Source organism: Caulobacter hibisci, assembly GCF_016135805.1.
Classification (GTDB): Bacteria; Pseudomonadota; Alphaproteobacteria; order Caulobacterales; family Caulobacteraceae; genus Caulobacter; species Caulobacter hibisci.
In genome coordinates, this window is record NZ_JADWOX010000001.1 from 647,637 (window position 1) to 673,047 (window position 25,411).

Below are 25,411 nucleotides of genomic sequence, written 5' to 3' on the forward strand. Positions count from 1 at the left end.
TCAACGCAACGCCATCCGAGGGGACAAACAGATGCGCGCGATGATCAGCCTGGCCGCCGGAGCGGCTCTCCTGGCCCTGGCCGGAACCGCTTCGGCCGCCGAACCCAGCGTGAAGATCAAGGATGCGGTCGCCCGCGTCGTGATCATTCCCGAAGCCCGCAACGACGTGAAGGTCGAGTTCTTGACCCGCAACGCGTCCCTGCCGCTCGACGTCCGCGTCGTTGGCGGCCAGACGATTCTCGACGGCGACCTGCGCCTCAAGCGCATCCAGGGCTGCCAGGGCAGCGGCGACGGCGTGTCGGTGAAGGTGCGCGAGCTCGGCGCGGTGAAGTGGGCCGACATTCCGCAGGTGGCGATCCGCGTGCCGCTGAACGTCACCGTCAGCGCCTCGGGCGCGGTCTATGGCAGCATCGGCCGCAGCGACAGCGTCGAGTTGGCCAACGCCGGCTGCGGCGATTGGACGGTGGCCAACACCAAGGGCAAGCTGGAAATCAGCCTGGCCGGCTCGGGCGACACCAAGGCCGGCAGCGCCGGCAAGGCCGAAATCAACCTGGCGGGGGCGGGCGACATCAGCCTTCAGGAGGTCACCGACCTGGAGATCGCCATCGCCGGTTCGGGCGACGTGAAGGTCGCGGCGCTTCGCGGCGGCGACATCGACGTCAGCATCGCCGGCTCGGGCGACGTCAAGGTCGCCGGCGGCCGGGCCCGCGATATCGACGTCAGCATCATGGGCGCGGGCGGCGTCAATTTCGGCGGCGAGGCCGACAAGGTGTCGCTGTCGGTGGCCGGCTCGGGCGACGTCCACGTCGCCAAGGTCAACGGCCCGGTCAAGAAGTCGGCCGTGGGCTCGGGCAACATCTATATCGGCCGCTAGGCCAGGCGGGGCGGCGCTCGGCCAAGCGGCGCCACGCACGCGCATATATAAAGAAGAACGCCCCGGAGCTTTCGCTCCGGGGCGTCTTGCTGTCGGTCGGGACCCGCCGAGAGGAGGAGGGGAGGCGGATCCCTTCCGGCTTCCGCTTAGCGGACGCCGAAGCCGAACAGGTCACCAGCGGTCGCCAGGTCGGCGCCCGAGGTGTTGCGGGCCTTCAGGCTGCCGCCGAAGGTGTAGCGCACGCCCACCTTGACCGCGTCCGACTTCAGGTCGGCCAGATCTTCGGATTCGGTGTGGGTGTACTTGCCGAAGGTCGACCAGCCCGAGTTGGCGAACTTGTATTCGCCGCCCAGGTTCACGTCCCAGGCGTCGGCGTCGATCGAGGAGTCGATCTTCGAGTAGCCGAGGCCGGCGTCCAGACGGAAGTCGTCCGAGACGAAGTAGTTGGCCGTGCCGCGGACGGTCCACAGGTCGGCGTCCAGGTCGTTCGACTGGCCGTAGGCGGCCAGGCCCGTCAGGGTGACGTTGCCCAGGTACTTCTGGGCTTCGGCGCCGACGGCCCACAGGGTGTCGTTCTGCGGACGCGACAGGGCGGTGAAGCCGCCGACGCGCCAGCTGTCGCCGACCGTGGTGGTCAGGTGGGCGGCGCCCGAAGCGACGGTTTCGTCAGCGATGTCGTTGTCCGAGATCGAGACGTCGCCGTTCAGGGTGACGGTCCAGGCGCCGGTCGGGACGGCGACCGAGCCGTCGATCTTCACCGAGGTGCCGTCGGCGTTGGCGACGTCGCTGTCGATGTTGTTGTAGTTCACGGCGGCGCCGACCGAACCGATGTTCTGGGCGAAGGCGGGAGCCGAAACGGCCACGGCCAGGATGGCGGCGGCGGCGAACAGTTGGGTCTTCATAGTGGGTAATCCCCTTACTCATGTGGGCTCGACGGCGATCGGTCGTTTTGGGGGAGGGCCTCCCGTCCGGCGAGCGGGGCGGATCTATGAAGGTTCGATGACGGCCGCAAGGCTTCGAATAGTCGTTCGAGGCCGATTGGTGCGCAAATACTACACTTGCAGGAACGAATTCGGTTCCTATACGCGCGTCGTGCGCACAAAGATTGTGTTCAACACGCGGCGTGAGGTGAACATTGGTCGCTCGCGCCCAGCTTCGGCCACATCTGTTAAGCGGGTGATCGGGGCGGTCGGGCGGCCAGCGGGCGGGTTAGGAAGGTATTAAGCAAACCCTGACGAAAGCCCGTCCAGGGCGCTTGACGAAACTGATTCCGGGACGTAAAAGCGCCCCTCTGTTGGACCGGCTGTGAGCTTCAGGGCTCAAACGCGGTTCGCAAGCGACCCGTACCCAAGCGTCCTTCTCATCCAGAGGAGGGTTCTCCTCGGAGGACGGCGAGGTTGTGGATCACCGGCCTTCGCGGTTCGCCGCGCGGGCCAATTTGTTTTGCGGACGCTGCGTTCGGAGTTCTCGAAAGAGGAGTCCGGGTTGGTCTTTGAAATGGTTCGAGACGCGGGCGCAGCCCACTAGGAAACCGAGCGATATGGATCGTCAGAACATCCGCATCCGGCTCAAGGCCTTCGATCACCGCGTGTTGGATCATTCCACGCGCGAGATCGTGAACACGGCCAAGCGCACGGGTGCGACGGTGCGGGGCCCCATCCCCCTGCCCACGCTTATCGAAAAATTCACCGTCAACCGTTCGCCGCACGTCGACAAGAAGTCGCGCGAACAGTTCGAGATCCGTACGCACAAGCGCGTTCTCGACATCGTTGACCCGACTCCGCAGACCGTGGACGCGCTGATGAAGCTCGACCTCTCGGCCGGCGTTGACGTCGAAATCAAGCTGTAAGGAGGGCCGAACTGATGACTCTCCCCGCTAACCGCACCGGCCTCATCGCCAAGAAGCTCGGCATGACCCGCTTCTTCGACGAAGTTGGCCAGCACGTGCCGGTCACCGTCCTGTCGCTCGACGGTTGCCAGGTTATCGCTCAGCGCACGGTCGAGAAGGACGGTTACACCGCCCTGCAACTCGGCGCCGGTGCTCGCAAGCCCAAGAACACCTCGAAGGCCCAGCGCGGTCACTTCGGCAAGAATTCGGTCGAGCCCAAGCGGATCGTCGCCGAGTTCCGCGTCGAGGAGGCCGCCCTAATCGAAGTGGGCGCGGAATTCACCGCCGACCACTACGTCGCCGGCCAGAAGGTCGACATCCAAGGCGTCACCGTCGGTAAGGGTTTCGCCGGCGCCATGAAGCGCTGGAACTTCGGTGGTCTCCGCGCCACCCACGGTGTCTCGGTCTCGCACCGTTCGCACGGTTCGACCGGCAACCGCCAGGATCCGGGTCGTACGTTCCCGGGCAAGAAGATGGCTGGTCACCTGGGTCAGGAAACCGTCACCACCCTCAACGTCACCGTCTGGAAGGTCGACGTCGAGCGCGGCCTCATCCTGGTCAAGGGCGCCGTCCCGGGCCACGAAGGCAGCTACGTGAAGATCCGCGACGCCGTGAAGAAGGCCGCTCCGGCCGATCTGCCGCGTCCGGGCGCTTTCCGTAAGGCTGGCGAAGCTGCTCCGGCTGCTGAAACCCCCGCTGAAGAGGCCCCCGCGGCGACGACCGAAGAGGGCGAAGGCTAATGAAACTCGACGTCATCAAACTTGACGGCGGCAAGGCCGGCTCCGTGGATCTCGACGACGCCATCTTCGGCATCGAAGACATCCGCGGCGACATCCTGCAGCGCGTCGTTACCTGGCAGCTGGCCAAGCGCCGCTCGGGCAACCACAAGATTCAGGTTCGTAACGAGGTCTCTCGTACGAGCAAGAAGATGTACAAGCAGAAGGGCACCGGCGGCGCTCGTCACGGTTCGCGCCGTGCGGCTCAGTTCGTCGGCGGCGCCAAGGCCCACGGCCCGGTCGTCCGCAGCCACGCCTTCGATCTTCCCAAGAAGATCCGGGCCCTGGCTCTGCGTCACGCCCTGTCGTCGAAGGCCAAGGCCGGCTCGCTGGTCGTGCTGGACAGCGTCGTTCTGACCGAAGCGAAGACGGCCGCCCTGCGCGCCACCTTCGACAAAATCGGTCTGAAGAACGCCCTGGTCATCGCCGGTCCGGAAGTGGACGCGAACTTCAAGCTCGCCGCCCGCAACATTCCGAACGTGGACGTGCTGCCGAACGCCGGCCTGAACGTCTATGACGTGCTGCGTCGCCAGACCCTGGTCCTGACCAAGGACGCGGTCGAAGCGATCTCGGCTCGTTTCGCTGAGAAGGAAGCCGCGTAATGGCCGCTACCGCCCGCCACTACGACACGATCCTGTCGCCGGTGATCACCGAAAAGTCGACCCTGCTCAGCGAGCTGAACAAGGTCGTCTTCAAGGTGGCCGCTGACGCGACGAAGGACGAAATCGCCGCCGCAGTCGAAGAGCTGTTCAAGGTCAAGGTCACCAAGGTCAACACCCTGGTCACCAAGGGCAAGACCAAGCGCTTCCGTGGCATCGTCGGACGCCGTTCCGACGTCAAGAAAGCGATCGTGACCCTGGCCGAAGGCCAGTCGATCGACATCACGACGGGGCTCTAAGACATGGCCTTGAAGCACTTTAACCCGACCAGCCCCGGCCAACGCGGCCTGGTGCTGATCGACCGCAGCGAGCTCCACAAAGGCCGTCCGGAAAAGAAGCTCGTTGAGGGCCTCTCGAAGTCCGGCGGTCGTGGCGGCAACGGCCGCATCGCCGTCCGCTTCCGCGGCGGCGGCGCCAAGCGCCTCTACCGTCTGGTGGACTTCAAGCGTCGCAAGCAAGGCGTGGCCACGGTCGTTCGTCTCGAGTACGACCCCAACCGCACCGCCTTCATCGCCCTGATCAAGTATCAGAGCGATGGCGAGCTGGCCTACATCCTGGCCCCGCAACGCCTGAAGGCCGGCGACGAAGTCGTCACCGCCGACAAGGTCGACGTGAAGCCGGGCAATGCCTCGCCGCTGCGCACCCTGCCGATCGGTACGATCATCCACAACGTCGAGCTGAAGCCCGCCAAGGGCGGTCAGATCGCCCGTTCGGCTGGCGCCTACGCCCAGCTGGTCGGTCGTGACGCCGGCTACGCCCAGATCCGCCTGAACTCGGGCGAACTGCGCATGGTCCTCGACACCTGCATGGCCACCGTCGGCGCCGTGTCCAACCCCGACCACATGAACGAAAACCTCGGCAAGGCCGGTCGTGTTCGTCACATGGGTCGTCGCCCGCACGTCCGCGGCGTCGCCATGAACCCGGTCGACCACCCCCACGGTGGTGGTGAAGGCCGCACCTCGGGCGGCCGCCACCCGGTGACCCCGGCTGGTAAGCCGACCAAGGGCGCCAAGACCCGCGTCAACAAGGCCACGGACAAGTTCATCATCCGTTCGCGCCACAAAGCGAAGAAGGGCCGCTAAGCCATGACCCGCTCCGTCTGGAAAGGCCCGTTTGTCGACGGGTACCTCCTGAAGAAGGCCGACGCCGCTCTCGCGTCGGGCCGCAAGGACGTCATCAAGACCTGGTCGCGTCGTTCGACCATCATGCCGCAGTTCGTCGGCCTGGTGTTCGGCGTGCACAACGGCCAGAAGCACGTCCCGGTCTCCGTGTCGGAAGACATGGTCGGCATGAAGTTCGGTGAGTTCGCTCCCACCCGTAACTTCCCCGGTCACGCCGCCGACAAGAAGGCCAAGAGGAAGTAATCATGGCCAAGCAAAAGCAAGCTCGCCGCCTTGAAGGCGTTGAGGCGATGGCCAAGGTGCGCACCCTGCGCACCAGCGCCCGCAAGCTGAACCTGGTCGCTCAGTCCATCCGTGGCCTGAACGTCCAGCGCGCTCTGAACGAGCTCGAATTCAGCCACAAGCGCATCGCCCAGGACGTCCGCAAGGCGCTGTACTCGGCGATCTCCAACGCCGAGAACAACCACAACCTCGACATCGACTCGCTGGTCGTGTCCGAGGCCTATGTGGGCAAGAACCTGGTGATGAAGCGTTTCTCGCCGCGTGCTCGCGGTCGGGCCACGCGCGTTGAAAAGCCGTTCTCCGAGATCACCATCGTGGTCCGCGAACTGGGTGAGGCCGCCTGATGGGTCAGAAAGTCAATCCGGTCGGGCTGCGGCTCGGCGTGAACCGCACCTGGGACAGCCGTTGGTTCTCCGACGGCGCCCAGTACGGCAAGCTCCTGCACCAGGACCTCGCGGTCCGCACGATGCTGAAGAAGCGCCTGTATCAAGCCGGCGTCTCGCGCATCATCATCGAGCGTCCCCACAAGAAGTGCCGCGTCACGATCTATGCCGCCCGTCCGGGCGTCATCATCGGCAAGAAGGGCGCTGACATCGAGAAGCTCCGCAAGGACCTCTCGGTGATGACCGAAGGCGACGTCCACCTGAACATCGTCGAGATCCGCAAGCCGGAAACCGACGCTCAGCTGGTCGCCGAGTCGATCGCTCAGCAGCTCGAGCGCCGGATCGCCTTCCGTCGCGCCATGAAGCGTTCGATCCAGTCGGCCGTGCGCCTCGGCGCCAAGGGCATCCGGATCAACGTTTCGGGTCGCCTCGGCGGCGCGGAAATCGCCCGCATGGAATGGTACCGCGAAGGTCGCGTGCCGCTGCACACGCTGCGCGCCGACATCGACTACGGTTTCGCGGAAGCCAAGACCACCTACGGCATCATCGGCGTGAAGACCTGGATCTTCAAAGGCGAAGTGCTGGATCATGACCCGATGGCGCTGGACAAGCGTCTCGCCACTGAATCCGGCCCGGCCGGCGAAGGTGGTGGACGTGAGCGCGGCGATCGCCCCGACCGCGGCGACCGCGGTCGTCGCAATCGGGACTAAGGATAGAGCGCTATGCTGTCACCGAAGAAAACCAAGTTCCGCAAGCAGTTCAAGGGCCGTATCCACGGCACCTCGAAGGGCGGCACCCTGCTGAACTTCGGCTCCTACGGCCTCAAGGCCGTTGAGCCGGAGCGCATCACGGCTCGCCAGATCGAAGCTGCTCGTCGCGCCATCACCCGCCAGATGAAGCGTCAAGGCCGCGTCTGGATCCGTATCTTCCCCGACGTGCCGGTCACCGGCAAGCCGGCCGAAGTCCGGATGGGTAAGGGCAAGGGCGCCGTCGATTACTGGGCCGCTCGCGTGGCCCCCGGCCGCATCATGTTCGAAATCGACGGCGTGCCGGACGATGTCGCGCGTGAAGCGCTGCGCCTCGGCGCGGCGAAGCTGCCGATCCGCACTCGTGTGGTCACCCGCCTCGACGCGGGCGTGGCCGTGGAGGCTTGAGGCTCATGAAGATCGCCGAAATCCGGGGCCTGACCCCCGATCAACTCGCCGAGACCCTGCTGACCCTGAAGAAGGAGCAGTTCAACCTGCGCTTCCAAGGTGCGACGGGCCAGGTCGAGAAGACCCACCGCGTCAACGAGATCCGCAAGGATATCGCGCGGATCAAGACCGTGCTGCGCGCCAAGGCCGCGGCTTAAGGAGAACGATATGCCCAAGCGTATCCTCGAAGGGGTCGTCGTCTCCGACAAGGGCGACAAGACCGTGGTGGTGAAGGTGGAACGCACCATCGTCCACCCCCTTCTGAAGAAGATCGTGCGTCGGTCCAAGAAGTACCACGCGCACGACGAAGCCAATGTGTACAAGACGGGCGAAACCATTCGCATCGTCGAGTGCGCTCCGAAGTCCAAGCTGAAGACCTGGGAAGTGCTTCCCAAGGCTTCGGCTTAATATCTGGAAGGTCTAAACCATGATCCAGATGCAAACTAACCTGGACGTCGCCGATAACTCTGGCGCTCGCCGGGTCATGTGCATCAAGGTGTTGGGCGGCGCAGGCCGTCGCTACGCCAGCGTTGGCGACGTCATCGTCGTCTCCGTGAAGGAAGCCATCCCGCGCGGTCGCGTGAAGAAGGGCGACGTTCTGCGCGCCGTCGTGGTTCGCGTGAACCAGGGCCTGAAGCGCAAAGACGGTTCGATGATCCGCTTCGACAAGAACGCGGCCGTCATCGTCAACAAGCAGAGCGAGCCGGTCGGCACGCGGATCTTCGGCCCGGTTCCCCGTGAACTGCGCGCCAAGAACCACATGAAGATCATCTCCCTCGCGCCGGAGGTGCTGTAATGGCTGCTAAGATCAAGAAGGGCGACCGCGTCGTCGTTCTGGCCGGCAAGGACAAGGGCAAGCAAGGCGCTGTGACCCAAGTCCTGCCGAAGGAAAACCGGGTTGTCGTGGAAGGCGTGAACTTGGTTTCGCGTCACACCAAGCCGACCCAAGCCGACCCCCAGGGCGGCATCAAGCAAAAGGAAGCCGCGCTGCACGTCTCGAACGTCGCCGTCGTGGATTCCAACGGCAAGGCCACCCGCGTCGGCTTCAAGATCGAAGGCGACAAGAAGGTGCGCGTCGCCAAGACGACCGGCGAGGTGATCAATGGCTGATCAAGCTTACGAGCCCCGGCTGAAGACCGTTTATCGCGAGCGCATCCGCGCCGCGATGAAGGAGCAGTTCGGCTACACCAACGAAATGCAGATCCCCAAGCTGGACAAGATCGTCCTGAACATGGGCGTCGGCGAGGCGGTGGCTGACTCCAAGAAGGTCCAGATGGCCCTGAAGGATCTGACGGCGATCGCCGGTCAGAAGCCCGTCGCCACCAAGGCCCGCAAGTCCATCGCCGGCTTCAAGCTGCGCGAAGGCATGGTGGTCGGCGCCAAGGTGACCCTCCGCAAGGACCGGATGTTCGAATTCCTGGACCGCCTGGTCACGATCGCGCTGCCGCGCGTGAAGGACTTCCGCGGCCTGAACGGCAAGAGCTTCGACGGTCGTGGCAACTACGCCATGGGCCTGAAGGAGCACCTGGTGTTCCCGGAAATCAACTATGACCAGATCGAACAGATCTGGGGCATGGACATCATCGTCTGCACCACTGCGAAGTCCGACCAGGAAGCCAAGGCTCTCCTGAAGGAATTCCAGTTCCCGTTCGTCAACTAAGAGAGCGGGAAGGGAAAAGCACATGGCCAAGAAAAGCGCCGTCAACCGCAACGAAGCCGTCAAGGCTCTCGTCAAGCAACTCGCCGACAAGCGCACCGCGCTGAAGGCGATCGCCAACGACGACACCCTGCCGCTCGAAGAACGCTTCGAAGCTCGCCTGAAGCTCGCGAAGCTGCCCCGCTCCTCGTCGCCGGTTCGCATCCGCAACCGCTGCGAAGTCACGGGCCGCCCGCGCGCCTATTATCGCAAGCTGAAGATGAGCCGTCTGGCCCTCCGCGAACTCGGTTCGCAGGGCCTGATCCCCGGCCTCGTCAAGTCGAGCTGGTGAGGACGATCATATGTCGATGAACGACCCCCTGAGCGACCTGATCGCTCGCATCAAGAACGCCGCCACGCGCAAGCGCTCCAAGGTCTCGACGCCGGCTTCCAAGCTGCGCGCCCGTGTCCTGGACGTGCTGGCCGACGAAGGCTACATCCGCGGCTACTCGCTCGTCGAGAAGCCCGGTGCGTTCCCCGAATTCGAGATCGAGCTCAAGTATTTTGACGGTGAGCCCGTGATCGCCGAGATCAGCCGCGTGTCCAAGCCTGGCCGCCGCGTCTACTCGTCGATCAAAGACCTGAAGCCGATCAAGAACGGCCTGGGCATCTCGATCCTTTCGACGCCCAAGGGCGTCATGTCGGACTCTGCCGCTCGCGACGCTAACGTCGGCGGCGAAGTCCTCTGCCGCGTCTACTAAGGCGCGGGAGGGAAAGAGAACATGTCACGGATCGGTAAGAAAGCCGTCGTCATCCCCGCGGGCGTCACCCTGACGATCGCGGGCCAGACGGTCACGGTGAAGGGCCCCAAGGGTCAGTCGTCGTGGACCATCGCCGACGAGATCGAGATCAAGCAAGAGGGCTCCGAGCTCTCGCTGACTCCTCGCGACGATACCAAGCGCGCCAAGGCGATGTGGGGCCTGTCCCGCACCCTGGTGGCCAACATGGTGCACGGCATCACCGCCGGCTTCGAGGAAACCCTCGAGCTGGTCGGCGTCGGTTACCGCGCGGCCATGAAGGGCACCGCCCTGAGCCTCCAGCTCGGTTTCAGCCACGATGTGGACGTTGCGGCTCCGGCCGGCATCACGTTCGCCGTGCCGAAGCAAACCGAAATCAAGATCGCCGGCGCTGACAAGCAGGCGGTCGGCGAGATTGCCGCGAAAATCCGCCGCATTCGTCCGCCGGAGCCCTACAAGGGCAAGGGCGTGCGCTATGCTGGCGAGAAGGTTCGCCGCAAGGAAGGCAAGAAGAAGTAAGCCATGGCGCTCTCACCTCGCGAATCCGCCGTGCGTCGCGCTCAGCGCAACCGCACCCGCCTCAAGTCGCTGGCCAATGGCCGCCCGCGTCTGTCGGTCTTCCGTTCGTCCAAGAACATCTACGCCCAGATCATCGATGATGAACGCGGCGTGACCCTGGCCTCGGCTTCCACTCTGGAAGCCGAAAGCAAGGGCGCGGACAAGGACGCGGCCGCCGCCGTCGGCAAGCTCGTCGCCGAGCGCGCGATCGAAAAGGGCGTCAAGGACGTCGTCTTCGATCGTGGCGGCTACATCTTCCACGGACGGGTGAAAGCCCTGGCCGACGCCGCGCGCGAAGCCGGCCTGAACTTCTAAGGGAAACACAATGGCTCGTGGTGACCAACAGCGCGGTGAAGGCGGTCAACGCCGTGACCGTCGCGACCGCAACGCCCCCGAAGAGCGGGTCGACAGCGACATCGTCGAAAAGCTCGTCCACATCAACCGCGTCGCCGCCACCGTAAAGGGCGGCCGTCGCTTCAGCTTCGCTGCTCTGATGGTCGTTGGCGACCAAAAGGGCCGCGTCGGCTTCGGTCATGGCAAGGCGCGTGAAGTGCCGGAAGCCATCCGCAAGGCGACCGAAGAAGCCAAGAAGACCATGATCCGCGTCCCGCTCCGCGAGTCGCGTACCCTGCACCACGACGGCGCTGGCCGTTGGGGCGCTGGCAAGGTCATGATGCGCGCTGCCCCTCCGGGCACGGGCGTCATCGCCGGTGGTCCGATGCGTGCGGTTCTCGAAACCCTGGGCGTCCAGGACGTCGTGGCCAAGTCGACGGGTTCCTCGAACCCGTACAACATGGTTCGCGCCACGTTCGAGGCCCTGAAGGTTCAATCGTCGCCCCGCCAGATCGCCGCCAAGCGCGGCAAGAAGGTTGGCGACATCCTCGGCCGCCGCGCCGACGGAGCTTCGGCTCCGGACGCTATCGAGGGCTAAGTCATGGCTGAAGCTAAGCAAGTCACGGTCCGCCAAACGGGCAGCCCGATCCGCCGCGAAAAGGACCAGCGCGCCACGCTCGCCGGTCTGGGTCTCAACAAGCTGGGCCGCACGTCCACGCTGGAAGACACCCCGTCGGTCCGCGGCATGATCCGCAAGGTCGCGCACCTGCTGGAAATCGTCGAGTAAGTCTGTTACACGACGACCCAAGATCGCCACCCCGGTGAAAACCGGGGTGGCTTTCGTTTGAAGTTCTATTTTTTTCAAAGCCGAGTCTGGCCGACGGCCAGGCGCAGATCTCCAAGGAGAGGCACATATGACCAAGCTGAACGATCTGGCTCCGGCCCCCGGTTCGACCAAGGGCCGCATGCGCGTTGGCCGCGGCCCGGGTTCGGGCAAGGGCAAGACCGGCGGTCGCGGTGTGAAGGGCCAGAAGGCGCGCTCGGGCGTCGCCATCAACGGCTTCGAAGGCGGTCAGATGCCGCTGCACATGCGTATGCCCAAGCGCGGCTTCAACAACCCCTTCCGTCTCGAGTTCGCTGAAGTGAACCTGTGGCGCCTGGAACAAGCCGTCGAGGCCGGCAAGCTGAAGGCCGGCGCCGACGTGTCGGTGGCCGACCTGGTCGCCGCCGGCGTGATCCGTCGCGAACTGGACGGCGTGAAGCTGCTGGGCAAGGGCGAGATCAAGTCCGCCCTGAAGCTGACCGTCTACTCGGCGACCGAAGCGGCCATCAAGGCCGTGGAAGCCGCCGGCGGTTCGGTGACCGTGACCAAGAAGGCCAAGGCGCAAGCCGAAGCCTAAGACCACAGTGTCATCCCGAGCCGCCTCGCCTGGTCGAGGACGGCGCGGGAGCCTGGCGGGGGAGGGGCTTTCGAGCACCAGCCCGCCATAAAGCCCATCGGGATGACGTTCTTTCGAGGCTCGCCGTGACATCACGGCGAGCCTCACCTATGTGTGGCTCCGCACTGGGGCCCGGTGCGTCCGCCAGGCGATTCCGTCCGGCGTTTTCGACCAGGCCCCATCCAATACTTGGAGCGCGCCCCGCGTCCGTCGAGCGACGGCCGGCCGCGTTCTCGTCGTGGGGAATTGAATGGCCTCGGCCGCCGAACAGCTCGCAGCCAATATGAACTTCGGGTCCTTCCAGAAGGCCACCGAACTTCACAAGCGCATCTGGTTTACGCTCATCGCCCTGGTGGTGTTCCGCCTGGGCACCTACGTGCCGATCCCGGGCATCAACCCGGAAGCCTTCGCCAGCGCCTTCGCCGGCCAGTCGAAGGGCATCCTGGGCATGTTCAACATGTTCTCGGGCGGCGCCGTCGAGCGGATGGCGATCTTCTCGCTGAACGTGATGCCCTACATCAGCGCCTCGATCATCGTGCAGCTGATGGGCTCGGTGTATCCGCCGTGGGAAAAGCTGAAGAAGGAAGGCGGCGAAGCCGGCCGCAAGACCCTCAACCAGTACACCCGCTACCTGGCGGTCGTGCTGGCCCTGGTGCAGTCGTTCTCGATCGCCGTCGGCCTGCAGAGCCAGCCGAACCTGGTCTATTCGGAACTGCCGGGTTGGTTCTTCATCCTGTCGACCGTCGTTTCCCTGACCGGCGGCACCCTGTTCCTGATGTGGCTGGGCGAGCAGATCACCAGCCGCGGCGTGGGCAACGGCGTTAGCTTGATCATCTTCGCCGGCATCGTCGCGGCCCTGCCGCGCGGCCTTGGCCAGCTGTTCGTGACGGCGCAGAACTCGGGCAACTACTTCCCGCTGGTGGTGATCTTCCTGCTCGCCATCGCCGTGGTCGGCGCCATCGTGTTCATGGAGCGCTCGCAGCGCCGCCTGCTCGTGCACTATCCCAAGCGCCAGCAGGGCAACCGCATGGTCGGCGGCGACAGCTCGTTCCTGCCGCTGAAGATCAACACCGCGGGCGTCATCCCGCCGATCTTCGCCTCCAGCTTGCTTCTGCTGCCTACGACCGCCATGGGCTTCCTGAACCCGGCCAACCTGCCCAACTGGGCCCAGTGGCTGCCGACCGTGGTCGGCGCCATGCAGCACGGCCAGCCGCTGTTCATGCTCTGCTACGCGGGCCTGATCATCTTCTTCTCGTTCTTCTACACCTCGGTGGTGTTCAATCCGGACGAGACGGCCGAGAACCTGCGCAAGTACGGCGGCTTCCTGCCGGGCATCCGTCCGGGCAAGCGCACGGCCGAGTACCTCGACTACGTGCTTACCCGCCTGACGGTGATCGGCGCGGCTTACATCACCGCCGTCTGTCTTTTCCCGGAAATCCTGATGGGCGCCCTGGGCAACAAGCAGTTCGCTCTGGGCGGCACCTCCATCCTGATCGTGGTGACGGTGACCATGGACACCGTCGCCCAGATCCAGTCCCACCTGCTGGCGCACCAGTACGAGGGCCTGATCAAGAAGTCGAAGCTGCGCGGTGGCCGCGGTCGCTGACGCAGGTGTGAAACCGTCGGAAGCCGGATTGTGACAATCCGGCTTCCGTTTTCTTTGAACGCATTCTAGGTCTGACCACGAGAGGGGCGTCAGACCCTTTAGGAAACGCGTGAAGGGGCTTTTATGAACTTGATCCTGTTCGGGCCGCCAGCGGCGGGGAAGGGGACCCAGGCCAAGCGGCTCGTCGCCGAGCGCGGCATGGTCCAGCTTTCCACCGGCGACATGCTGCGCGCCGCCATCGCTTCGGGCTCCGAGCTGGGCCAGAAGGTGAAGGGCGTGCTCGACCGCGGCGACCTAGTCACCGACGAGATCGTCATCGCGCTCATCGAAGAGCGCCTGCCCGAGGCCGAGGCGGCCGGCGGCGCGATCTTCGACGGTTTCCCGCGCACGGTCGCCCAGGCCGAGGCCCTGGACCGCATGCTTGCGGCCCGCGGTCAGCAAATCGACTCCGTGCTCCGACTCAAGGTAGACGAACCGGCTCTGATCGAGCGGATCTCCAAGAGGTTCCAAGAGCAGGGACGACCCGACGACAACCCGGAAGTGTTCGTGACGCGCCTGGCCGCCTACAACGCCCAGACCGCTCCGCTGCTTCCGTACTATCGCGATCAAGGCAAGCTCACCGAGCTTGACGGCATGGCGAGCGTCGAGACGGTCGCCGCCTCGATCGACACGGCCCTTTCGGTCGTGGCGTGACTTTTAACGGAATCTGTTTCAGGACGGATTCCACCATTGACGGATGCGCAACGATCCCTATAACGGGGCGCTTCCGCGAAAGGGCGCGATCTGTGCGCGTCGGTCTGGATCTTCGGATCGGGCCGGGCGCGCCGTTCGCGTCTTTGGTGCGTGACTAGGAGAACATTAGACGTGGCCCGTATCGCAGGCGTCAACATCCCGACGAACAAGCGCGTAGTGATCGCGCTTCAATACATTCACGGCATCGGCCCGAAGTCCGCGCGTGACATCGTCACGACCGTGGGCATCGAGGACGCCCGTCGCGTCAATCAATTGACCGACGCGGAAGTCCTGCAGATCCGCGAGACGATCGACCGTGAGTTCACCGTGGAAGGCGACCTGCGTCGCGAAAACTCGATGAACATCAAGCGTCTGATGGACCTGGCCTGCTACCGCGGCCTGCGTCACCGTAAGGGCCTCCCGGTCCGCGGCCAGCGCACCCACACGAACGCCCGCACCCGCAAGGGTCCGGCCAAGCCGATCGCCGGCAAGAAGAAGTAAGGTAGCCTGACCGATGGCCAAGGAACCGGGTCGCGTTAAAAAGCGCGAACGCAAAAACATCACCTCGGGCGTGGCGCACGTGAACGCCTCGTTCAACAACACCATGATCACCATCACCGACGCGCAGGGGAACACCATCTCCTGGTCGAGCGCCGGCATGATGGGCTTCAAGGGCTCGCGCAAGTCGACCCCGTACGCCGCTCAGATGGCCGCCGAAGACGCGGGCAAGAAGGCTGCGGAACACGGCGTGAAGACCCTGGAAGTGAACGTCTCGGGTCCGGGTTCCGGCCGTGAGTCGGCCCTGCGCGCTCTGCAGGCCGCCGGCATGACCATCACGACGATCCGCGACGTCACGCCGATCCCGCACAACGGCTGCCGTCCGCCCAAGCGTCGTCGCGTCTAGTATTTTTTAGATCCAATTCTATTCGCCGGCTGCGTGAAACGCGGCCGGCGAGTCGCGTTCAAGGGACACCACGTGATCGAAAGAAACTGGAACGAGCTGATCCGTCCTGAGAAGCCGCAAATCGAAACCGGCGCCGACGCGACCCGCAAGGCTCGTATCGTCGCCGAGCCGCTCGAGCGCGGTTTCGGTGTGACGCTCGGCAACGCCCTGCGTCGCGTTCTTCTCTCGTCGCTGCAAGGCGCCGCCGTCACCGCCATCCAGATCGATGGCGTTGTGCACGAGTTCTCGTCGCTCGAGGGCGTTCGTGAAGACGTCGTCGACATCGTTCTGAACATCAAGCAACTCGCCGTGCGCATGCACGCCGAGGGCCCCAAGCGCATGACCCTGCGCGCCACGGGCGCCGGTCCGGTCACCGCTGGCCAGATCGAGACCCCGGCCGACATCGAGATCCTCAACCCTGACCACGTGCTCTGCACGCTGGACGAGGGCGGCTCGGTGCGCATGGAATTCACGGTCAACACCGGCAAGGGTTACGTCCCGGCCGACCAGAACCGTCCGGAAGACGCGCCGATCGGCCTGATCGCCGTCGACGCCCTGTACTCGCCGGTGAAGCGCGTGGCCTACAAGGTCGAGCCGACCCGCGAAGGCCAGCGCCTGGACCGTGACAAGCTGACCCTGGAAGTCGAGACCAACGGCGCCGTCACCCCGGTGGACGCCGTGGCCTACGCCGCTCGCATCCTGCAAGACCAGCTGCAGATCTTCATCACCTTCGAAGAGCCCAAGGCCAAGGCCGCGGACGAGTCGAAGCCCGAGCTGCCGTTCAACCCGGCCCTGCTCAAGAAGGTCGACGAGCTGGAACTGTCGGTCCGTTCGGCGAACTGCCTGAAGAACGACAACATCGTCTACATCGGCGACCTGATCCAGAAGACCGAGGCGGAAATGCTCCGCACCCCGAACTTCGGCCGCAAGTCCTTGAACGAGATCAAGGAAGTGCTCGCCGGCATGGGGCTGCACCTGGGCATGGACGTGCCGAACTGGCCGCCGGAAAACATCGAAGACCTGGCCAAGAAGTTCGACGACCAGATCTAAGACACTATCGCGCTGAATCCGGGCCGCTCTTTGTCCTCCATGAGGTCGAAGGGCGGCCTGGGCCTTTTGAAGCCGCTCTGCGGTGGAGGGCCCCGGCGCTTCGTTGTGACCCGGCCGGGAGGCGAGCTGGGACTGGTGACAATCGGCGCCGACCTCTAGGCGCCGCTGCGGGCTTGAATGCCCAGGAGATAAGACAATGCGTCACGGTTACGCCCACCGCAAACTCGGCCGCACCTCGGCTCACCGCACCGCCATGTTCGCCAACATGTCGGCCTCGCTGATCAAGCACGAGCAGATCGTCACCACCCTGCCGAAGGCCAAGGAATTGCGCCCGATCGTCGAAAAGCTGGTCACCCTGGCCAAGCGCGGCGACCTGCACGCCCGCCGCCAAGCCATCAGCTCGGTTCGCGACGTCGAACAAGTCGGCAAGCTCTTCGCGGTCCTCGGCCCGCGCTACAAGGACCGCCAGGGTGGCTACATCCGCGTCCTGAAGGCCGGCTTCCGCTACGGCGACAACGCCCCGATGGCCGTCATCGAGTTCGTCGATCGCGACGTCTCGGAAAAGGGCAAGGACTCGGGTCCGGTCTACGCCAACGAAGCCGAAGACTAAGAGATTTCGGCCTAACCGGCTGAAACGAAAAGGCCCCGGAGCGATCCGGGGCCTTTTTGCTGCTTGGGGCAGGAGCGCTTTTCCACTGTTCTTAGGCGGTGCTTTGAGCCGGTCTGGGCGTTTGCAGCACTCGCTCGGCCGTCCAAGTGGATCGCCCAACCTCGGTGGCATTTCAGTCGCTGGCAAATGACGAACACCGTTCGGCGTGGTAAGGACGTTGCCTTGGAACAGTGTTTCGCAAGGAGGCGAGCATGCTGCGTTTGGCCGGCAAGCTGATCGCAACGGGCCTCCTGCTTTGGCCTGCTCTGGCGCTCGCTCAGGATGAGGCTTCTCTGCGCGCCGCCGACGCCGAGCAGCGGCGGCTGGTGTTCGAATCCGACGTCGCGGGGCTAAAGGCGCTCGTTCATCCTGACATGCTGATCAATGGTCCCAGTGGGCGGATCGTCGATCGGGAACAGTTCTTCGAGTCGGTTAGAACTGGCGCCATCGCCAAGGAAAAATTTGAACGAGTTCCCGAGCGCGTCAGTATAGTTGGGGGCGTTGGAACAGTGATGGGTCACGAAATCGTCGTCGCCAAGCCTGGCTCGCGGGACCATGCGGTCTTTGCAGATCGTTCGTTTGAGCGGCGCTACACCAACGTTTTCATCTTCCTCGACGGCCGCTGGCGGTTTCTGTCTCGCCAAGCAGCGATTGCGCCACAGGCGGCTCCGCATTGATAGGCTCCGCGTGGAGCTTTAAAATTTGAGTCCGCCGGAAGAACCAATCCAGGTCTATTGTTGGGCGGCAATGGCGCGCATCCGCCCAAGCCGACATCGCGAGTGACTGCTTTTGGCAGGCTGTCGAAGCCGCCTCACCGGCTGACGATGATCCCGTCGAACTCCGGCAGGGCCCTGGCCAGCTTCTCGCGGGCGAAGGCGTCGGCCGTCAGCGGGCCGTGCACGGTTCCCGCACCGTCCTTGGCGGCTTCAACGTAGTAGAACTGAGGGGTCTCGTCGGGCAGGTCGCGGCGGGAGAGGACGATGTAGCGGTCGTTGCCGCCGTACTGGTCGATGCGCGGCCCTAGCACCGTCTCGCAGGTCAGGGCGTCGCGTTCCCAGCACAGGCTCAGGCGCTCGCCCCGGGCGTCGGACGCCAGGCGATATCGCCCGGCCACGGTCTCGTAGCTTCCCGCGAACAGCAGCCAGCCCGTGTCGCCGGCGGCCCGCACATAGCGGACGTCGGACGTGCGCCAGGTGCGGCCGAGCAGAGCCTTCTCCCGGCACAGCGCCACGTCGGCGATCGAGGTCAGACGGCAGCGGGCCGGGCGCCACGTCTTGGGCATGGGGGGCTCGAGCGGGCTCAGGCCCATCGCCTCGGCCTGCGCCATCCCCTGTCCCATGGCGATCTCGAAGGCCTGCTTCTGCTGGGCTTCGGACAGGACGAAGTCCGCCGAAGGCGCGGCCGTGGCCACGCCCCCGCCAAGCAGCGCGGTCGCCACGGCTAGCAGCGGGAGGACGCCCCTCATTCCCGCGTCAGATCCTGTCGCTGGAACAGGGCCAGCGCCGCTGCCGACAGGCCGATCGCCCAGGCCAGCAGCACGGCCAGGGCCGCGGCCCACGGAACCGGATCGTCGGTGACGCTGTGCGGCATCAGCAGCGCCGTCTTCAGCAGGTCGCCGGAGAAGGCCGGGATCGCCAACGCCTTCCAGGTCGGCTCGCGCAGCTGCGAGGCGACGATCGACTGGGCGAAGGCGAAGACCAGGCCCACGACCAGCGCGCCCATGGTCGAGCGGGTGACGACGCCGACCACGGCGGCCAGGGCGACCAGCACCATCAGCTGCAGCCAGCTGATCGCGAAGGCGCCGGCCAGGTCGCTCAGCGCCTCGCCATGATAGGCCGTGAACGGCGAGCCGCTGGTCGCCGCGCTGAACAGGCCGCCCACCGCCGCCAGCAGGGCGTAGAGCAGCAGGCTGGCCGCCACCGCGACGCCGGCCGTCGCCAGCTTGGCCAGCAGCAGGTTGGCGCGGCCGTTGCGCGGGGTCAGCAGCCGCCAGGTCTCCCAGCGATAGTCGCCGGCCAGCACGGCGGCGGCCAGGATCAGCACGAACAGGCCGGTGATCGGCGAGGCGCCGCCGGCCAGGGCCTTGACCATCCGCCCGACCAGGTCGACCGGAATGACCGGCGCGCCCTTCATCAGGCGGCGGGCGAACAGCTCGCCGCCGATGCTAAGCACCAGGCCGGCGGCGGGGGCGAAGACCACGCCCCAGAACAGCGCGCCGCGGTCGCGCAGCAGCCGGAAGCGCTCGGCGGCGAAGGCGTCAGCGAGCATCGGCCGGTTCCTTGGCTTGCAGGATGTCGAGATAGGCGCTTTCCAGGTCGGCCTCGCGCCAGCGGGCCTCGTGGATGTCGACGCCGGCGCCGACCAGGGCGCGGATCAGGGCAGGGGCCTCGTGGCGCTCGATGGTCGCCAGCACGGCGTCGGGACCGTCGGCGCGGCCCTGGTCTCCCAGCAGCTCCAGCACCTGGGCGACCGGAGCGGCGACGAGTCTCAGGGCGGGTTTCTGGCCGGTCAGGGTCTCGACCGGTCCTTCGGCGACCAGCTTGCCCTTCGACAGGATAGCCACCCGGTCGCAGACCCGGCGCACCTCGTCCAGCTGGTGGCTGGCCAGGATGATGGTCACGCCTTCCTCGGCCGCCAGGCGGCGGATCAGCTCGCGGATCTCCTGGATGCCGGCCGGGTCCATGCCGCTGGTCGGCTCATCGAGAATGGCCAGGGACGGGCGGGTGAAGAACACCGCCGCCAGGCCCAGCCGCTGCTTCATGCCGACCGAGAAGGTCGAGGTCTTGCGGTCGGCGGCGTGGGTCAGGCCCACCCGGTCCAGCCAGCCGTCGATGTCGACGTCGCGGGCGCCGCTTTCCAGGGCCAGCATCTTCAGGGCGTCGCGGGCGGTCAGGTAGGGCGGATAGCGCGGGGTCTCGATCATCGCCCCCACGCGGCGCAGCGACGAGGCGTGGCCGGCCGGCGCGCCCGACAGCCGGGCGACGCCCGAGCTCGGCCGCACCAGGCCCATGGCGATGCGGAACAGGGTGCTCTTGCCCGCCCCGTTGGGGCCCAGCACGCCGAACACCCCGCCGGCGGGGATCTTCAGGCTCAGGTCGTCCAGCGCCCGCACGGCGCCATAGGTCTTGGTCAGCCCTTCGGCTTCGAGCGCGAAACTCATGCGGCGCGATCCCGGCTCGGCGACATCGGCGACTCCCTTATGAACTTGGCGCGACTATGGGCGAGGAAACGGTGGTCGGCCAAGTTGTTTGCTCGCCGCAATACGAATTGTTGTCGAGCTGTTCTATAGGGGCGGAAGTCTTCGTTTCTGGGCCTGGCCATGACCGTGCTTTCCCGTGTCGCCGCTTTTCTGGCGATCGTCGTTCTTTCCGGCTGCGCCACCGCGCCGCGACCGGTCGCGGAGGGCGTGCCGCCCAAGGCGGCCCTGGCCATCCTGGTCTCGATCGACGGCTTCAGGGCCGACTATCTCGACCGCGGCGACACCCCGGCCCTCAAGGCCCTGGCCGACGACGGCGTGCGGGCGGCCATGCGGCCCTCGTTCCCGTCCCTGACCTTCCCCAATCACTACGCCCTGGTCACCGGCATGCGCCCCGACCACAACGGCATCGTCAGCAACACGATGGAGGACCCCCAGATCCCGGGCGTGACCTTCACCCTGTCGAACCACGACGCCGTCACCGACACCCGCTGGTGGAGCATGGCCACCCCGATCTGGGCGACGGCCGAGAAGCAGGGCGTGCGCGCCGGCACGATGTTCTGGCCGGGCTCGGAAGCCGAGATCGCCGGCGTGCGGCCCACCCGCTGGAACAAGTTCGACCAGAAGCTGCCGTCCAACGACCGCGTCGACACCCTGCTGTCCTGGCTGGACGACAGCAAGGACGCGCCCCTGGGCTTGGCCACCCTCTATTTCGACATCGTCGACAGCGCCGGCCACAAGTACGGCCCGGACTCGGCCGAGGTGCGCGCCTCCGCCGCCACGGTCGATGCGGCGATCGCCCGCCTGGTCGAGGGGCTGAAGGCCCGCGGCCTCTATGAGCGCACCAACCTGGTCATCGTCGCCGACCACGGCATGGCCCCGCTGCCGGCCAGCCAGCGCGTGGTGCTCGACGAGTCGGTCGACGTCTCCAAGCTGCGCTATGTGGGCCTGGGCGCCATCGCCAGCCTCTATCCCAAGCCCGGCGAGGAAGCGGCCGTCACCGCCGCCCTGGTCAAGCCGCACCCGCACATGACCTGCTGGGAGAAGGGCAAGATCCCGGCCCGACTTCACTACGGAACCAACCGCCGCATCGGCCCGATCGTCTGCTCGGCCCAGACCGGCTGGTACATCACCACCGCCGCCTCGCAGAAAAAGAAGAAGAAGGATGACGACGATGAGAGCGCGCGCGACGGCGGGGCGCACGGCTACGACAACGCCGACCCGCTGATGCGGGCGGTGTTCGTCGCCCATGGTCCGGCCTTCAAGTCGGGCAAGACCCTGCCGGTGTTCGACAATGTCGACGTCTATCCGCTGCTGGCCAAGGTGATGGGCGTGCGCGGCGAGAAGGTCGACGGCCGCCTGGCTCCGGTCGCCGGCGCCCTGCGCTAGACCGGAAAGACGGCGCGGCTCGTCGCTTGCGAAGCGCCGAGCCGCGCCTTCCCCCGCTACCTCTCTACACCTTGGTCAGGGTCGGCTCGTTGAGCAGGGCCCGCTCATCGAGCAGCGAGACCATCGACGCGGCGCGCTTCTGGCTCTCGGCCAGGGCGCGGCGCACTTCGCGGACCCTGGATCGACAGGGTCTCCAGGTCCGCCAGCCAGGTCTTCAGGTCGTCCTTGCCCTCCTGGGCCGCCGCGGCCAGCACCGCCGCGCCCACGATCACGTCGGCGAAGATCTTGGCGTCGACCTCCAGCCGCTGATCCAGCACCTCGGCCCGCTCCTTGATCTGCGGCCGAGGAGCTGAACCAGCGCGGATAGATCTCCTGGCCGCGGTTGTCCGACTGATCGTCGAACTCGTAGTCGGCGTCCGGATCGTCGGGGCCCTCGCGCAGGGTATCGTGACGCAGTTGGAGATTGTTCTCGCCGATGGTGCCGACCGGGGCCGGCTGCTCGCCCAGCGGTCCTGGGTTGGGCCAGTACCAGCCATGGAGCGGACGCGCGGGATGCCGCGGCACAGGCTCGCGCCTAGGTTCTCGTGATCGCCGGTCGCGAACACTCCGCCGCCGCGGTCCATGAACCGGGCGATGGCCGCCACTTCAGCGGGCGAGGCGTTGTTCGCGCCGCCGTCGCGAACGATCGGGAACAGGAAGATCTCGTCGTACTGATTGAGGTCGTGGGTCGAGAAGTCGAAATTGACCACGTCGGTCCCGGCGCCCGCCGGATTGTCGCGATGGGCCTTGGTGATCTGGATGTCGAAGCCGTCCCAATCGGTGTTCCGCAGGACGTGGACAAACTCGCCGAGATGGAACTGCTCGCCTATGGTGGGCGGCACGGTGCGATTGTAGCCGCCGCTCGAGGCGTCGGTGACGATCAGGATGTTGACCGTGGGCATGCGCGTGCTTTCCGTCGGTGCGGGGAAAAGCTGGCTGGATTGGACGCATGGGCTAAGCGCGCCGACTGGCTTCGCGAACAGGATCCCCTGGGGCGCGGATACGGCGGCATAGGGCTCGCGAGCATGTAAACTCACAAGTTGAAAGTTTTACGTGTGCCGGCCTTGTGTTGCACGGCTCGGCATTATTGCATTTAGTTTTGTTTTGAGTGAAATATTGTCGGTATCTGAAAATGGAGGCGCGCCATGGCCCGCACCGGTCTGACCTCGGCCCTCAGCTACCGCGACCCCAAGGCCGCCCTGAAATGGCTCCAAGCGGCGTTCGGCTTCGAGTTGGTGCTGTTGATCGAGGACGGCGAGGGCAACCTCGCCCATTCGCAGATGACGTTCGGCGACAGCCACGTGATGGTCGGCAACGAGTGGAGCGCCGACCACGCTAGCCCCGCCTCGCTGGGCGGCAAGAACACCCAGACCGTGCACATCCATATCGACGAGGACGTCGACAAGCATTGCGAGCGCGCCCGCGCCGCCGGCGCCGAGATCCTCGCCGAGCCGGCTACCCAGTTCTACGGCGACCGCACCTATCGCTGCCGCGACCCGGAGGGACACATCTGGACCATCGGCCAGACCGTCCAGGCGGTCACTCGCGAGGAGGCTGAGGCGGCCACAGGTTTGAAGATCCAGGGCTGGGCGTGATCCTGGACCTGTTCCGGCGATGAGCATCGACCGCACCCTGGCGGCCCTGGCCGACCCGCACCGCCGGCGCACCGTGGAACTGCTGGCCGACGGCCCGCGCCGGGCGGGCGAGCTGGCCGAAACCCTGGGCCTGACGCCGCCGGCCATGAGCCGACACCTGCGTGCGCTACGCCAGGCGGAACTGGTCGAGGAAAGCCACCCGCCGTTCGACGCCCGGGTGCGGGTCTACGCCCTCAAGCCCGGACCCATGGCCGAGCTCAAGGCCTGGGCGGCGGCCGCGGAGGCGCTGTGGAGCGACCAGCTCCTGGCGCTGAAGGCCCACCTGGAGACCGAGGGATGAGCGCCCGCATCCTGGTGGCCCTGCGGATCAAGGCCGCGCCCGCTCGGGTGTTCGACGCCTTCGTCGGCGAGATCGGCGCCTGGTGGCGGCCCAATCCGCTGTTCTCGTTCACCCCGCGCTCGCCGGGCGTCCTGGCCTTCGAGGGCGCAGGGGAGGGCGCGCGTCTGGTCGAGCGGCTGGCCTCGGGCAAGGTCTTCGAGATCGGGCAGGTTCGCGTCTGGACGCCGGGCGAGCGGCTGGTGTTCGGCTGGCGCCAGGCGGCCTTCGCCCCCGGCATGGACACCGAGGTCGAGGTCCGCTTCGAGGCCGTCGGGGAAGAGACCCGCGTCACCGTCGAGCACCGCGGATGGGAGACCGTTCCGGCCGAGCACGTGGCTCGCCACGGCTTCCCCAACCAGCTGTTCCTGCTGCGCCACGGCCAGTGGTGGACGGGGCTGCTGCAGGGCTTGGCGAGCCATCTCCATCCGTAAAATCCCCGCGAAAGCGGGGACCCAGGCTTTTTCTGAAGCCCACGGCGCTCGACGATAAAACACCTGGGCCCCCGCTTTCGCGGGGGTTTTACGGAGAAAAAGCCGGCCAAGAACAGGGGCGGTAGCCCTTGCCCACTATCCGCCACGCGGTCAAACATCCCGCCCCCAGGGAGGCCTCATGTCAGAACCCATCGCCCATCATCCGGCCCGCAAGGCCGCCCTGGGCTTCATCTTCATCACCGCCCTGATGGACGTGCTGTCGCTGGGCCTGATGATCCCGGTGCTGCCCAGCCTGGTGAAGTCCATGGCTGGCGGCCGCACCGACGACGCCGCCCAGTGGACCGCCGCTTTCGGCATGGTCTGGGGCGTGATGCAGTTCGTCTGCTCGCCGATCCTGGGCATGCTGTCCGACCGCTACGGCCGCCGGCCGGTGATCCTGATCTCGATCTTCGGCCTAGGCATCGACTACATCTTCATGGCCCTGGCCCCCAGCCTGTGGTGGCTGTTCCTGGGCCGGATCATCCACGGGGCCACGGCGGCCAGCTTCTCGGCGGCCGGCGCCTATATCGCAGACGTCACGCCGGAGAACGGCCGGGCCAAGGCCTTCGGCCTGATCGGCGCGGCCTGGAGCGCCGGCTTCATCGTCGGCCCGGCCCTGGGCGGGGTCTTGGGCAAGATCGACCTGCACCTGCCATTCTGGGTCGCCGCCGGCATGGCGCTGCTGAACGGGCTGTACGGCCTGCTGGTGTTGCCGGAATCCCTGCCGCCCGAACGCCGTGTGGTTCGTTTCGACTGGACAAAGGCCAACCCCGTCGGTTCGCTGAAGCTCCTGGGCTCGCATCCCGACCTGCCGCGCCTGGGCGTGGTCAGCTTCCTGATGCAGCTGGCCCACAACGCCTATCCCAGCATCTTCGTGCTCTACACCGGCTACCGTTTCGGATGGGACACCGCCCAGATCGGCCTGTTGATGATGCTGTCGGGCGTGCTGGGCGTCATCGTCCAGGCCGTGCTGATCGGGCCGATCGTCGATCGCCTGAAGGAGCGCGGGGCGGTGATCGCCGGGCTCATCTGCTTCGTCGTCTCGTTCGGGATCTTCGCCCTCGCCCCGACCGGCTGGATCTTCGCCTCGGGCCTGGCCGTCAGCGCCTTCTCGGCCCTGATCCAGCCCGGCCTGATGGGCATGATGAGCAAGCGCGTCGGGGCCAGCGAGCAGGGCCAGCTGCAGGGCGCCAACTCGGCCATCATGGGCCTGACCGCCATCGTCGGGCCGGTGCTCTACGGCCTCTCCCTGGCCTTCGCCGTCCGACACGAGCAGAGCCTGCACCTGCCGGGGCTGCCGCTGGTGATCGCTGGACTGTTGGCCCTGGCCGGCCTGTTCGTCATCCTGCGCACCCGGCGCGCCAGCCTGCCGACCGGGGAACCCGGCCTTGATCCCGTGCGCTGAAGGCCTTGAATGCGCCCGA

At 66.0% G+C, this 25,411-nt stretch carries 39 protein-coding genes; 34 read left to right on the top strand and 5 right to left on the bottom strand.

From position 1 onward, the window contains the following. The first annotated feature begins 31 nt into the window (after positions 1 to 31). Entirely contained in the window at positions 32 to 874 is an 843-nt protein-coding gene (locus I4Q42_RS03030) for a GIN domain-containing protein (protein ID WP_198574564.1), read from the top strand. 146 nt (positions 875 to 1,020) lie between these two features. On the opposite strand, the gene I4Q42_RS03035 is transcribed toward I4Q42_RS03030, so the two are convergent. Continuing rightward, entirely contained in the window at positions 1,021 to 1,776 is a 756-nt protein-coding gene (locus tag I4Q42_RS03035; protein WP_198574565.1) for an outer membrane protein, read from the bottom strand. Between the two features lie 638 nt (positions 1,777 to 2,414). Here I4Q42_RS03035 and rpsJ point away from each other — a divergent pair. The 28 genes from rpsJ to I4Q42_RS03175 all read left to right on the top strand — a co-directional run bounded on the left by rpsJ (position 2,415) and on the right by I4Q42_RS03175 (position 17,596). Continuing rightward, positions 2,415 to 2,723 carry a 30S ribosomal protein S10 gene (rpsJ, locus tag I4Q42_RS03040; RefSeq protein ID WP_004616952.1) on the top strand — a complete coding sequence of 103 codons (309 nt, stop codon included), beginning with the start codon at positions 2,415 to 2,417 and terminating at the stop codon, positions 2,721 to 2,723. Positions 2,724 to 2,737: 14 nt separating this feature from the next. Beyond that, positions 2,738 to 3,502, top strand: coding sequence for a 50S ribosomal protein L3 (rplC, locus tag I4Q42_RS03045; protein ID WP_110119910.1), 765 nt, complete (start codon positions 2,738 to 2,740; stop codon positions 3,500 to 3,502). Continuing rightward, entirely contained in the window at positions 3,502 to 4,140 is a 639-nt protein-coding gene (rplD, locus tag I4Q42_RS03050; RefSeq protein WP_110119911.1) for a 50S ribosomal protein L4, read from the top strand. The genes rplC and rplD overlap by 1 nt, the downstream gene beginning before the upstream one ends. After that, the gene (locus I4Q42_RS03055; protein ID WP_110119912.1) at positions 4,140 to 4,436 is read left to right on the top strand and encodes a 50S ribosomal protein L23; all 297 of its coding nucleotides are present in this window, start codon (positions 4,140 to 4,142) and stop codon (positions 4,434 to 4,436) included. The genes rplD and I4Q42_RS03055 overlap by 1 nt, the downstream gene beginning before the upstream one ends. Before the next feature lie 3 nt (positions 4,437 to 4,439). Beyond that, entirely contained in the window at positions 4,440 to 5,279 is an 840-nt protein-coding gene (gene rplB, locus I4Q42_RS03060; RefSeq protein WP_198574566.1) for a 50S ribosomal protein L2, read from the top strand. Between the two features lie 3 nt (positions 5,280 to 5,282). Beyond that, positions 5,283 to 5,561: a 30S ribosomal protein S19 gene (gene rpsS, locus I4Q42_RS03065; protein WP_012285669.1), complete on the top strand. Its 279-nt coding sequence runs from the start codon at positions 5,283 to 5,285 to the stop codon at positions 5,559 to 5,561. Positions 5,562 to 5,563: 2 nt separating this feature from the next. Further along, positions 5,564 to 5,944, top strand: coding sequence for a 50S ribosomal protein L22 (rplV, locus tag I4Q42_RS03070; protein ID WP_058348435.1), 381 nt, complete (start codon positions 5,564 to 5,566; stop codon positions 5,942 to 5,944). After that, complete coding sequence (gene rpsC / locus I4Q42_RS03075) at positions 5,944 to 6,693, top strand: 30S ribosomal protein S3 (protein WP_198574567.1); 750 nt, start codon at positions 5,944 to 5,946, stop codon at positions 6,691 to 6,693. The genes rplV and rpsC overlap by 1 nt, the downstream gene beginning before the upstream one ends. Positions 6,694 to 6,705: 12 nt before the next feature. Next, complete coding sequence (rplP, locus tag I4Q42_RS03080) at positions 6,706 to 7,137, top strand: 50S ribosomal protein L16 (protein ID WP_198574568.1); 432 nt, start codon at positions 6,706 to 6,708, stop codon at positions 7,135 to 7,137. A 5-nt stretch (positions 7,138 to 7,142) separates the two neighbouring features. Next, the gene (gene rpmC, locus I4Q42_RS03085; protein ID WP_198574569.1) at positions 7,143 to 7,334 is read left to right on the top strand and encodes a 50S ribosomal protein L29; all 192 of its coding nucleotides are present in this window, start codon (positions 7,143 to 7,145) and stop codon (positions 7,332 to 7,334) included. A 10-nt stretch (positions 7,335 to 7,344) separates the two neighbouring features. After that, a complete protein-coding gene (gene rpsQ / locus I4Q42_RS03090; protein ID WP_101715813.1) occupies positions 7,345 to 7,584 on the top strand; it encodes a 30S ribosomal protein S17 in 240 nt (79 codons plus the stop codon). A gap of 19 nt (positions 7,585 to 7,603) precedes the next feature. After that, complete coding sequence (gene rplN, locus I4Q42_RS03095) at positions 7,604 to 7,972, top strand: 50S ribosomal protein L14 (RefSeq protein WP_058348440.1); 369 nt, start codon at positions 7,604 to 7,606, stop codon at positions 7,970 to 7,972. After that, positions 7,972 to 8,286: a 50S ribosomal protein L24 gene (gene rplX / locus I4Q42_RS03100; RefSeq protein ID WP_198574570.1), complete on the top strand. Its 315-nt coding sequence runs from the start codon at positions 7,972 to 7,974 to the stop codon at positions 8,284 to 8,286. The genes rplN and rplX overlap by 1 nt, the downstream gene beginning before the upstream one ends. Continuing rightward, on the top strand, positions 8,279 to 8,836 hold the full coding sequence (rplE, locus tag I4Q42_RS03105; RefSeq protein WP_198574571.1) for a 50S ribosomal protein L5: 558 nt from the start codon (positions 8,279 to 8,281) through the stop codon (positions 8,834 to 8,836). The genes rplX and rplE overlap by 8 nt, the downstream gene beginning before the upstream one ends. 22 nt (positions 8,837 to 8,858) lie before the next feature. Then, on the top strand, positions 8,859 to 9,164 hold the full coding sequence (gene rpsN, locus I4Q42_RS03110; protein ID WP_198574572.1) for a 30S ribosomal protein S14: 306 nt from the start codon (positions 8,859 to 8,861) through the stop codon (positions 9,162 to 9,164). 10 nt (positions 9,165 to 9,174) lie between these two features. Then, positions 9,175 to 9,573, top strand: coding sequence for a 30S ribosomal protein S8 (rpsH, locus tag I4Q42_RS03115; protein WP_198574573.1), 399 nt, complete (start codon positions 9,175 to 9,177; stop codon positions 9,571 to 9,573). 21 nt (positions 9,574 to 9,594) lie between these two features. Further along, positions 9,595 to 10,128: a 50S ribosomal protein L6 gene (gene rplF, locus I4Q42_RS03120; protein WP_198574574.1), complete on the top strand. Its 534-nt coding sequence runs from the start codon at positions 9,595 to 9,597 to the stop codon at positions 10,126 to 10,128. A 3-nt stretch (positions 10,129 to 10,131) separates the two neighbouring features. Further along, positions 10,132 to 10,482 (top strand): 50S ribosomal protein L18, encoded by a 351-nt coding sequence (rplR, locus tag I4Q42_RS03125; protein ID WP_198574575.1) that lies wholly within the window; start codon positions 10,132 to 10,134, stop codon positions 10,480 to 10,482. 10 nt (positions 10,483 to 10,492) lie between these two features. Then, entirely contained in the window at positions 10,493 to 11,098 is a 606-nt protein-coding gene (rpsE, locus tag I4Q42_RS03130; RefSeq protein ID WP_110119922.1) for a 30S ribosomal protein S5, read from the top strand. A 3-nt stretch (positions 11,099 to 11,101) separates the two neighbouring features. Then, positions 11,102 to 11,287 carry a 50S ribosomal protein L30 gene (gene rpmD, locus I4Q42_RS03135; RefSeq protein WP_099579521.1) on the top strand — a complete coding sequence of 62 codons (186 nt, stop codon included), beginning with the start codon at positions 11,102 to 11,104 and terminating at the stop codon, positions 11,285 to 11,287. A 127-nt stretch (positions 11,288 to 11,414) separates the two neighbouring features. Next, a complete protein-coding gene (gene rplO / locus I4Q42_RS03140) occupies positions 11,415 to 11,900 on the top strand; it encodes a 50S ribosomal protein L15 (protein WP_198574576.1) in 486 nt (161 codons plus the stop codon). A 289-nt stretch (positions 11,901 to 12,189) separates the two neighbouring features. Then, positions 12,190 to 13,545, top strand: a complete 1,356-nt coding sequence (gene secY / locus I4Q42_RS03145) for a preprotein translocase subunit SecY (RefSeq protein WP_198574577.1) — start codon at positions 12,190 to 12,192, stop codon at positions 13,543 to 13,545. A 123-nt stretch (positions 13,546 to 13,668) separates the two neighbouring features. After that, positions 13,669 to 14,238 carry an adenylate kinase gene (locus I4Q42_RS03150; RefSeq protein ID WP_198574578.1) on the top strand — a complete coding sequence of 190 codons (570 nt, stop codon included), beginning with the start codon at positions 13,669 to 13,671 and terminating at the stop codon, positions 14,236 to 14,238. 171 nt (positions 14,239 to 14,409) lie between these two features. Next, positions 14,410 to 14,778: a 30S ribosomal protein S13 gene (gene rpsM / locus I4Q42_RS03155; RefSeq protein ID WP_198574579.1), complete on the top strand. Its 369-nt coding sequence runs from the start codon at positions 14,410 to 14,412 to the stop codon at positions 14,776 to 14,778. A 13-nt stretch (positions 14,779 to 14,791) separates the two neighbouring features. Further along, a complete protein-coding gene (rpsK, locus tag I4Q42_RS03160; RefSeq protein WP_004616890.1) occupies positions 14,792 to 15,181 on the top strand; it encodes a 30S ribosomal protein S11 in 390 nt (129 codons plus the stop codon). A gap of 72 nt (positions 15,182 to 15,253) precedes the next feature. Further along, the gene (locus I4Q42_RS03165) at positions 15,254 to 16,270 is read left to right on the top strand and encodes a DNA-directed RNA polymerase subunit alpha (RefSeq protein ID WP_198574580.1); all 1,017 of its coding nucleotides are present in this window, start codon (positions 15,254 to 15,256) and stop codon (positions 16,268 to 16,270) included. Between the two features lie 196 nt (positions 16,271 to 16,466). Further along, positions 16,467 to 16,880: a 50S ribosomal protein L17 gene (gene rplQ, locus I4Q42_RS03170; RefSeq protein WP_101715823.1), complete on the top strand. Its 414-nt coding sequence runs from the start codon at positions 16,467 to 16,469 to the stop codon at positions 16,878 to 16,880. A 251-nt stretch (positions 16,881 to 17,131) separates the two neighbouring features. Further along, entirely contained in the window at positions 17,132 to 17,596 is a 465-nt protein-coding gene (locus tag I4Q42_RS03175; RefSeq protein ID WP_198574581.1) for a nuclear transport factor 2 family protein, read from the top strand. A 134-nt stretch (positions 17,597 to 17,730) separates the two neighbouring features. On the opposite strand, the gene I4Q42_RS03180 is transcribed toward I4Q42_RS03175, so the two are convergent. The 3 genes from I4Q42_RS03180 to I4Q42_RS03190 are packed head-to-tail and all read right to left on the bottom strand — an operon-like array spanning position 17,731 to position 20,079. Beyond that, positions 17,731 to 18,384 (bottom strand): hypothetical protein, encoded by a 654-nt coding sequence (locus I4Q42_RS03180; RefSeq protein ID WP_198574582.1) that lies wholly within the window; start codon positions 18,382 to 18,384, stop codon positions 17,731 to 17,733. Next, a complete protein-coding gene (locus I4Q42_RS03185) occupies positions 18,381 to 19,187 on the bottom strand; it encodes an ABC transporter permease subunit (RefSeq protein ID WP_198574583.1) in 807 nt (268 codons plus the stop codon). Before I4Q42_RS03185 ends, I4Q42_RS03180 begins: the two co-directional genes overlap by 4 nt. Then, entirely contained in the window at positions 19,177 to 20,079 is a 903-nt protein-coding gene (locus tag I4Q42_RS03190) for an ABC transporter ATP-binding protein (RefSeq protein WP_198574584.1), read from the bottom strand. The genes I4Q42_RS03185 and I4Q42_RS03190 overlap by 11 nt, the downstream gene beginning before the upstream one ends. Before the next feature lie 159 nt (positions 20,080 to 20,238). Here I4Q42_RS03190 and I4Q42_RS03195 point away from each other — a divergent pair, with 159 nt between their 5' ends. After that, positions 20,239 to 21,504, top strand: a complete 1,266-nt coding sequence (locus tag I4Q42_RS03195) for an alkaline phosphatase family protein (RefSeq protein WP_198574585.1) — start codon at positions 20,239 to 20,241, stop codon at positions 21,502 to 21,504. Between the two features lie 104 nt (positions 21,505 to 21,608). Here the strand turns inward: I4Q42_RS03195 and I4Q42_RS03200 are convergent, their stop codons facing one another. Beyond that, positions 21,609 to 22,445 (bottom strand): hypothetical protein, encoded by an 837-nt coding sequence (locus I4Q42_RS03200; protein WP_198574586.1) that lies wholly within the window; start codon positions 22,443 to 22,445, stop codon positions 21,609 to 21,611. A 243-nt stretch (positions 22,446 to 22,688) separates the two neighbouring features. Here I4Q42_RS03200 and I4Q42_RS03205 point away from each other — a divergent pair, with 243 nt between their 5' ends. The 4 genes from I4Q42_RS03205 to I4Q42_RS03220 all read left to right on the top strand — a co-directional run bounded on the left by I4Q42_RS03205 (position 22,689) and on the right by I4Q42_RS03220 (position 25,392). Further along, positions 22,689 to 23,138 carry a VOC family protein gene (locus tag I4Q42_RS03205; protein ID WP_198574587.1) on the top strand — a complete coding sequence of 150 codons (450 nt, stop codon included), beginning with the start codon at positions 22,689 to 22,691 and terminating at the stop codon, positions 23,136 to 23,138. A gap of 19 nt (positions 23,139 to 23,157) precedes the next feature. Then, positions 23,158 to 23,478: an ArsR/SmtB family transcription factor gene (locus tag I4Q42_RS03210; RefSeq protein ID WP_198574588.1), complete on the top strand. Its 321-nt coding sequence runs from the start codon at positions 23,158 to 23,160 to the stop codon at positions 23,476 to 23,478. Further along, positions 23,475 to 23,948, top strand: coding sequence for an SRPBCC domain-containing protein (locus I4Q42_RS03215; RefSeq protein ID WP_198574589.1), 474 nt, complete (start codon positions 23,475 to 23,477; stop codon positions 23,946 to 23,948). Before I4Q42_RS03210 ends, I4Q42_RS03215 begins: the two co-directional genes overlap by 4 nt. 178 nt (positions 23,949 to 24,126) lie before the next feature. Next, positions 24,127 to 25,392 (top strand): TCR/Tet family MFS transporter, encoded by a 1,266-nt coding sequence (locus I4Q42_RS03220; protein ID WP_198574590.1) that lies wholly within the window; start codon positions 24,127 to 24,129, stop codon positions 25,390 to 25,392. Positions 25,393 to 25,411: the final 19 nt, after the last annotated feature.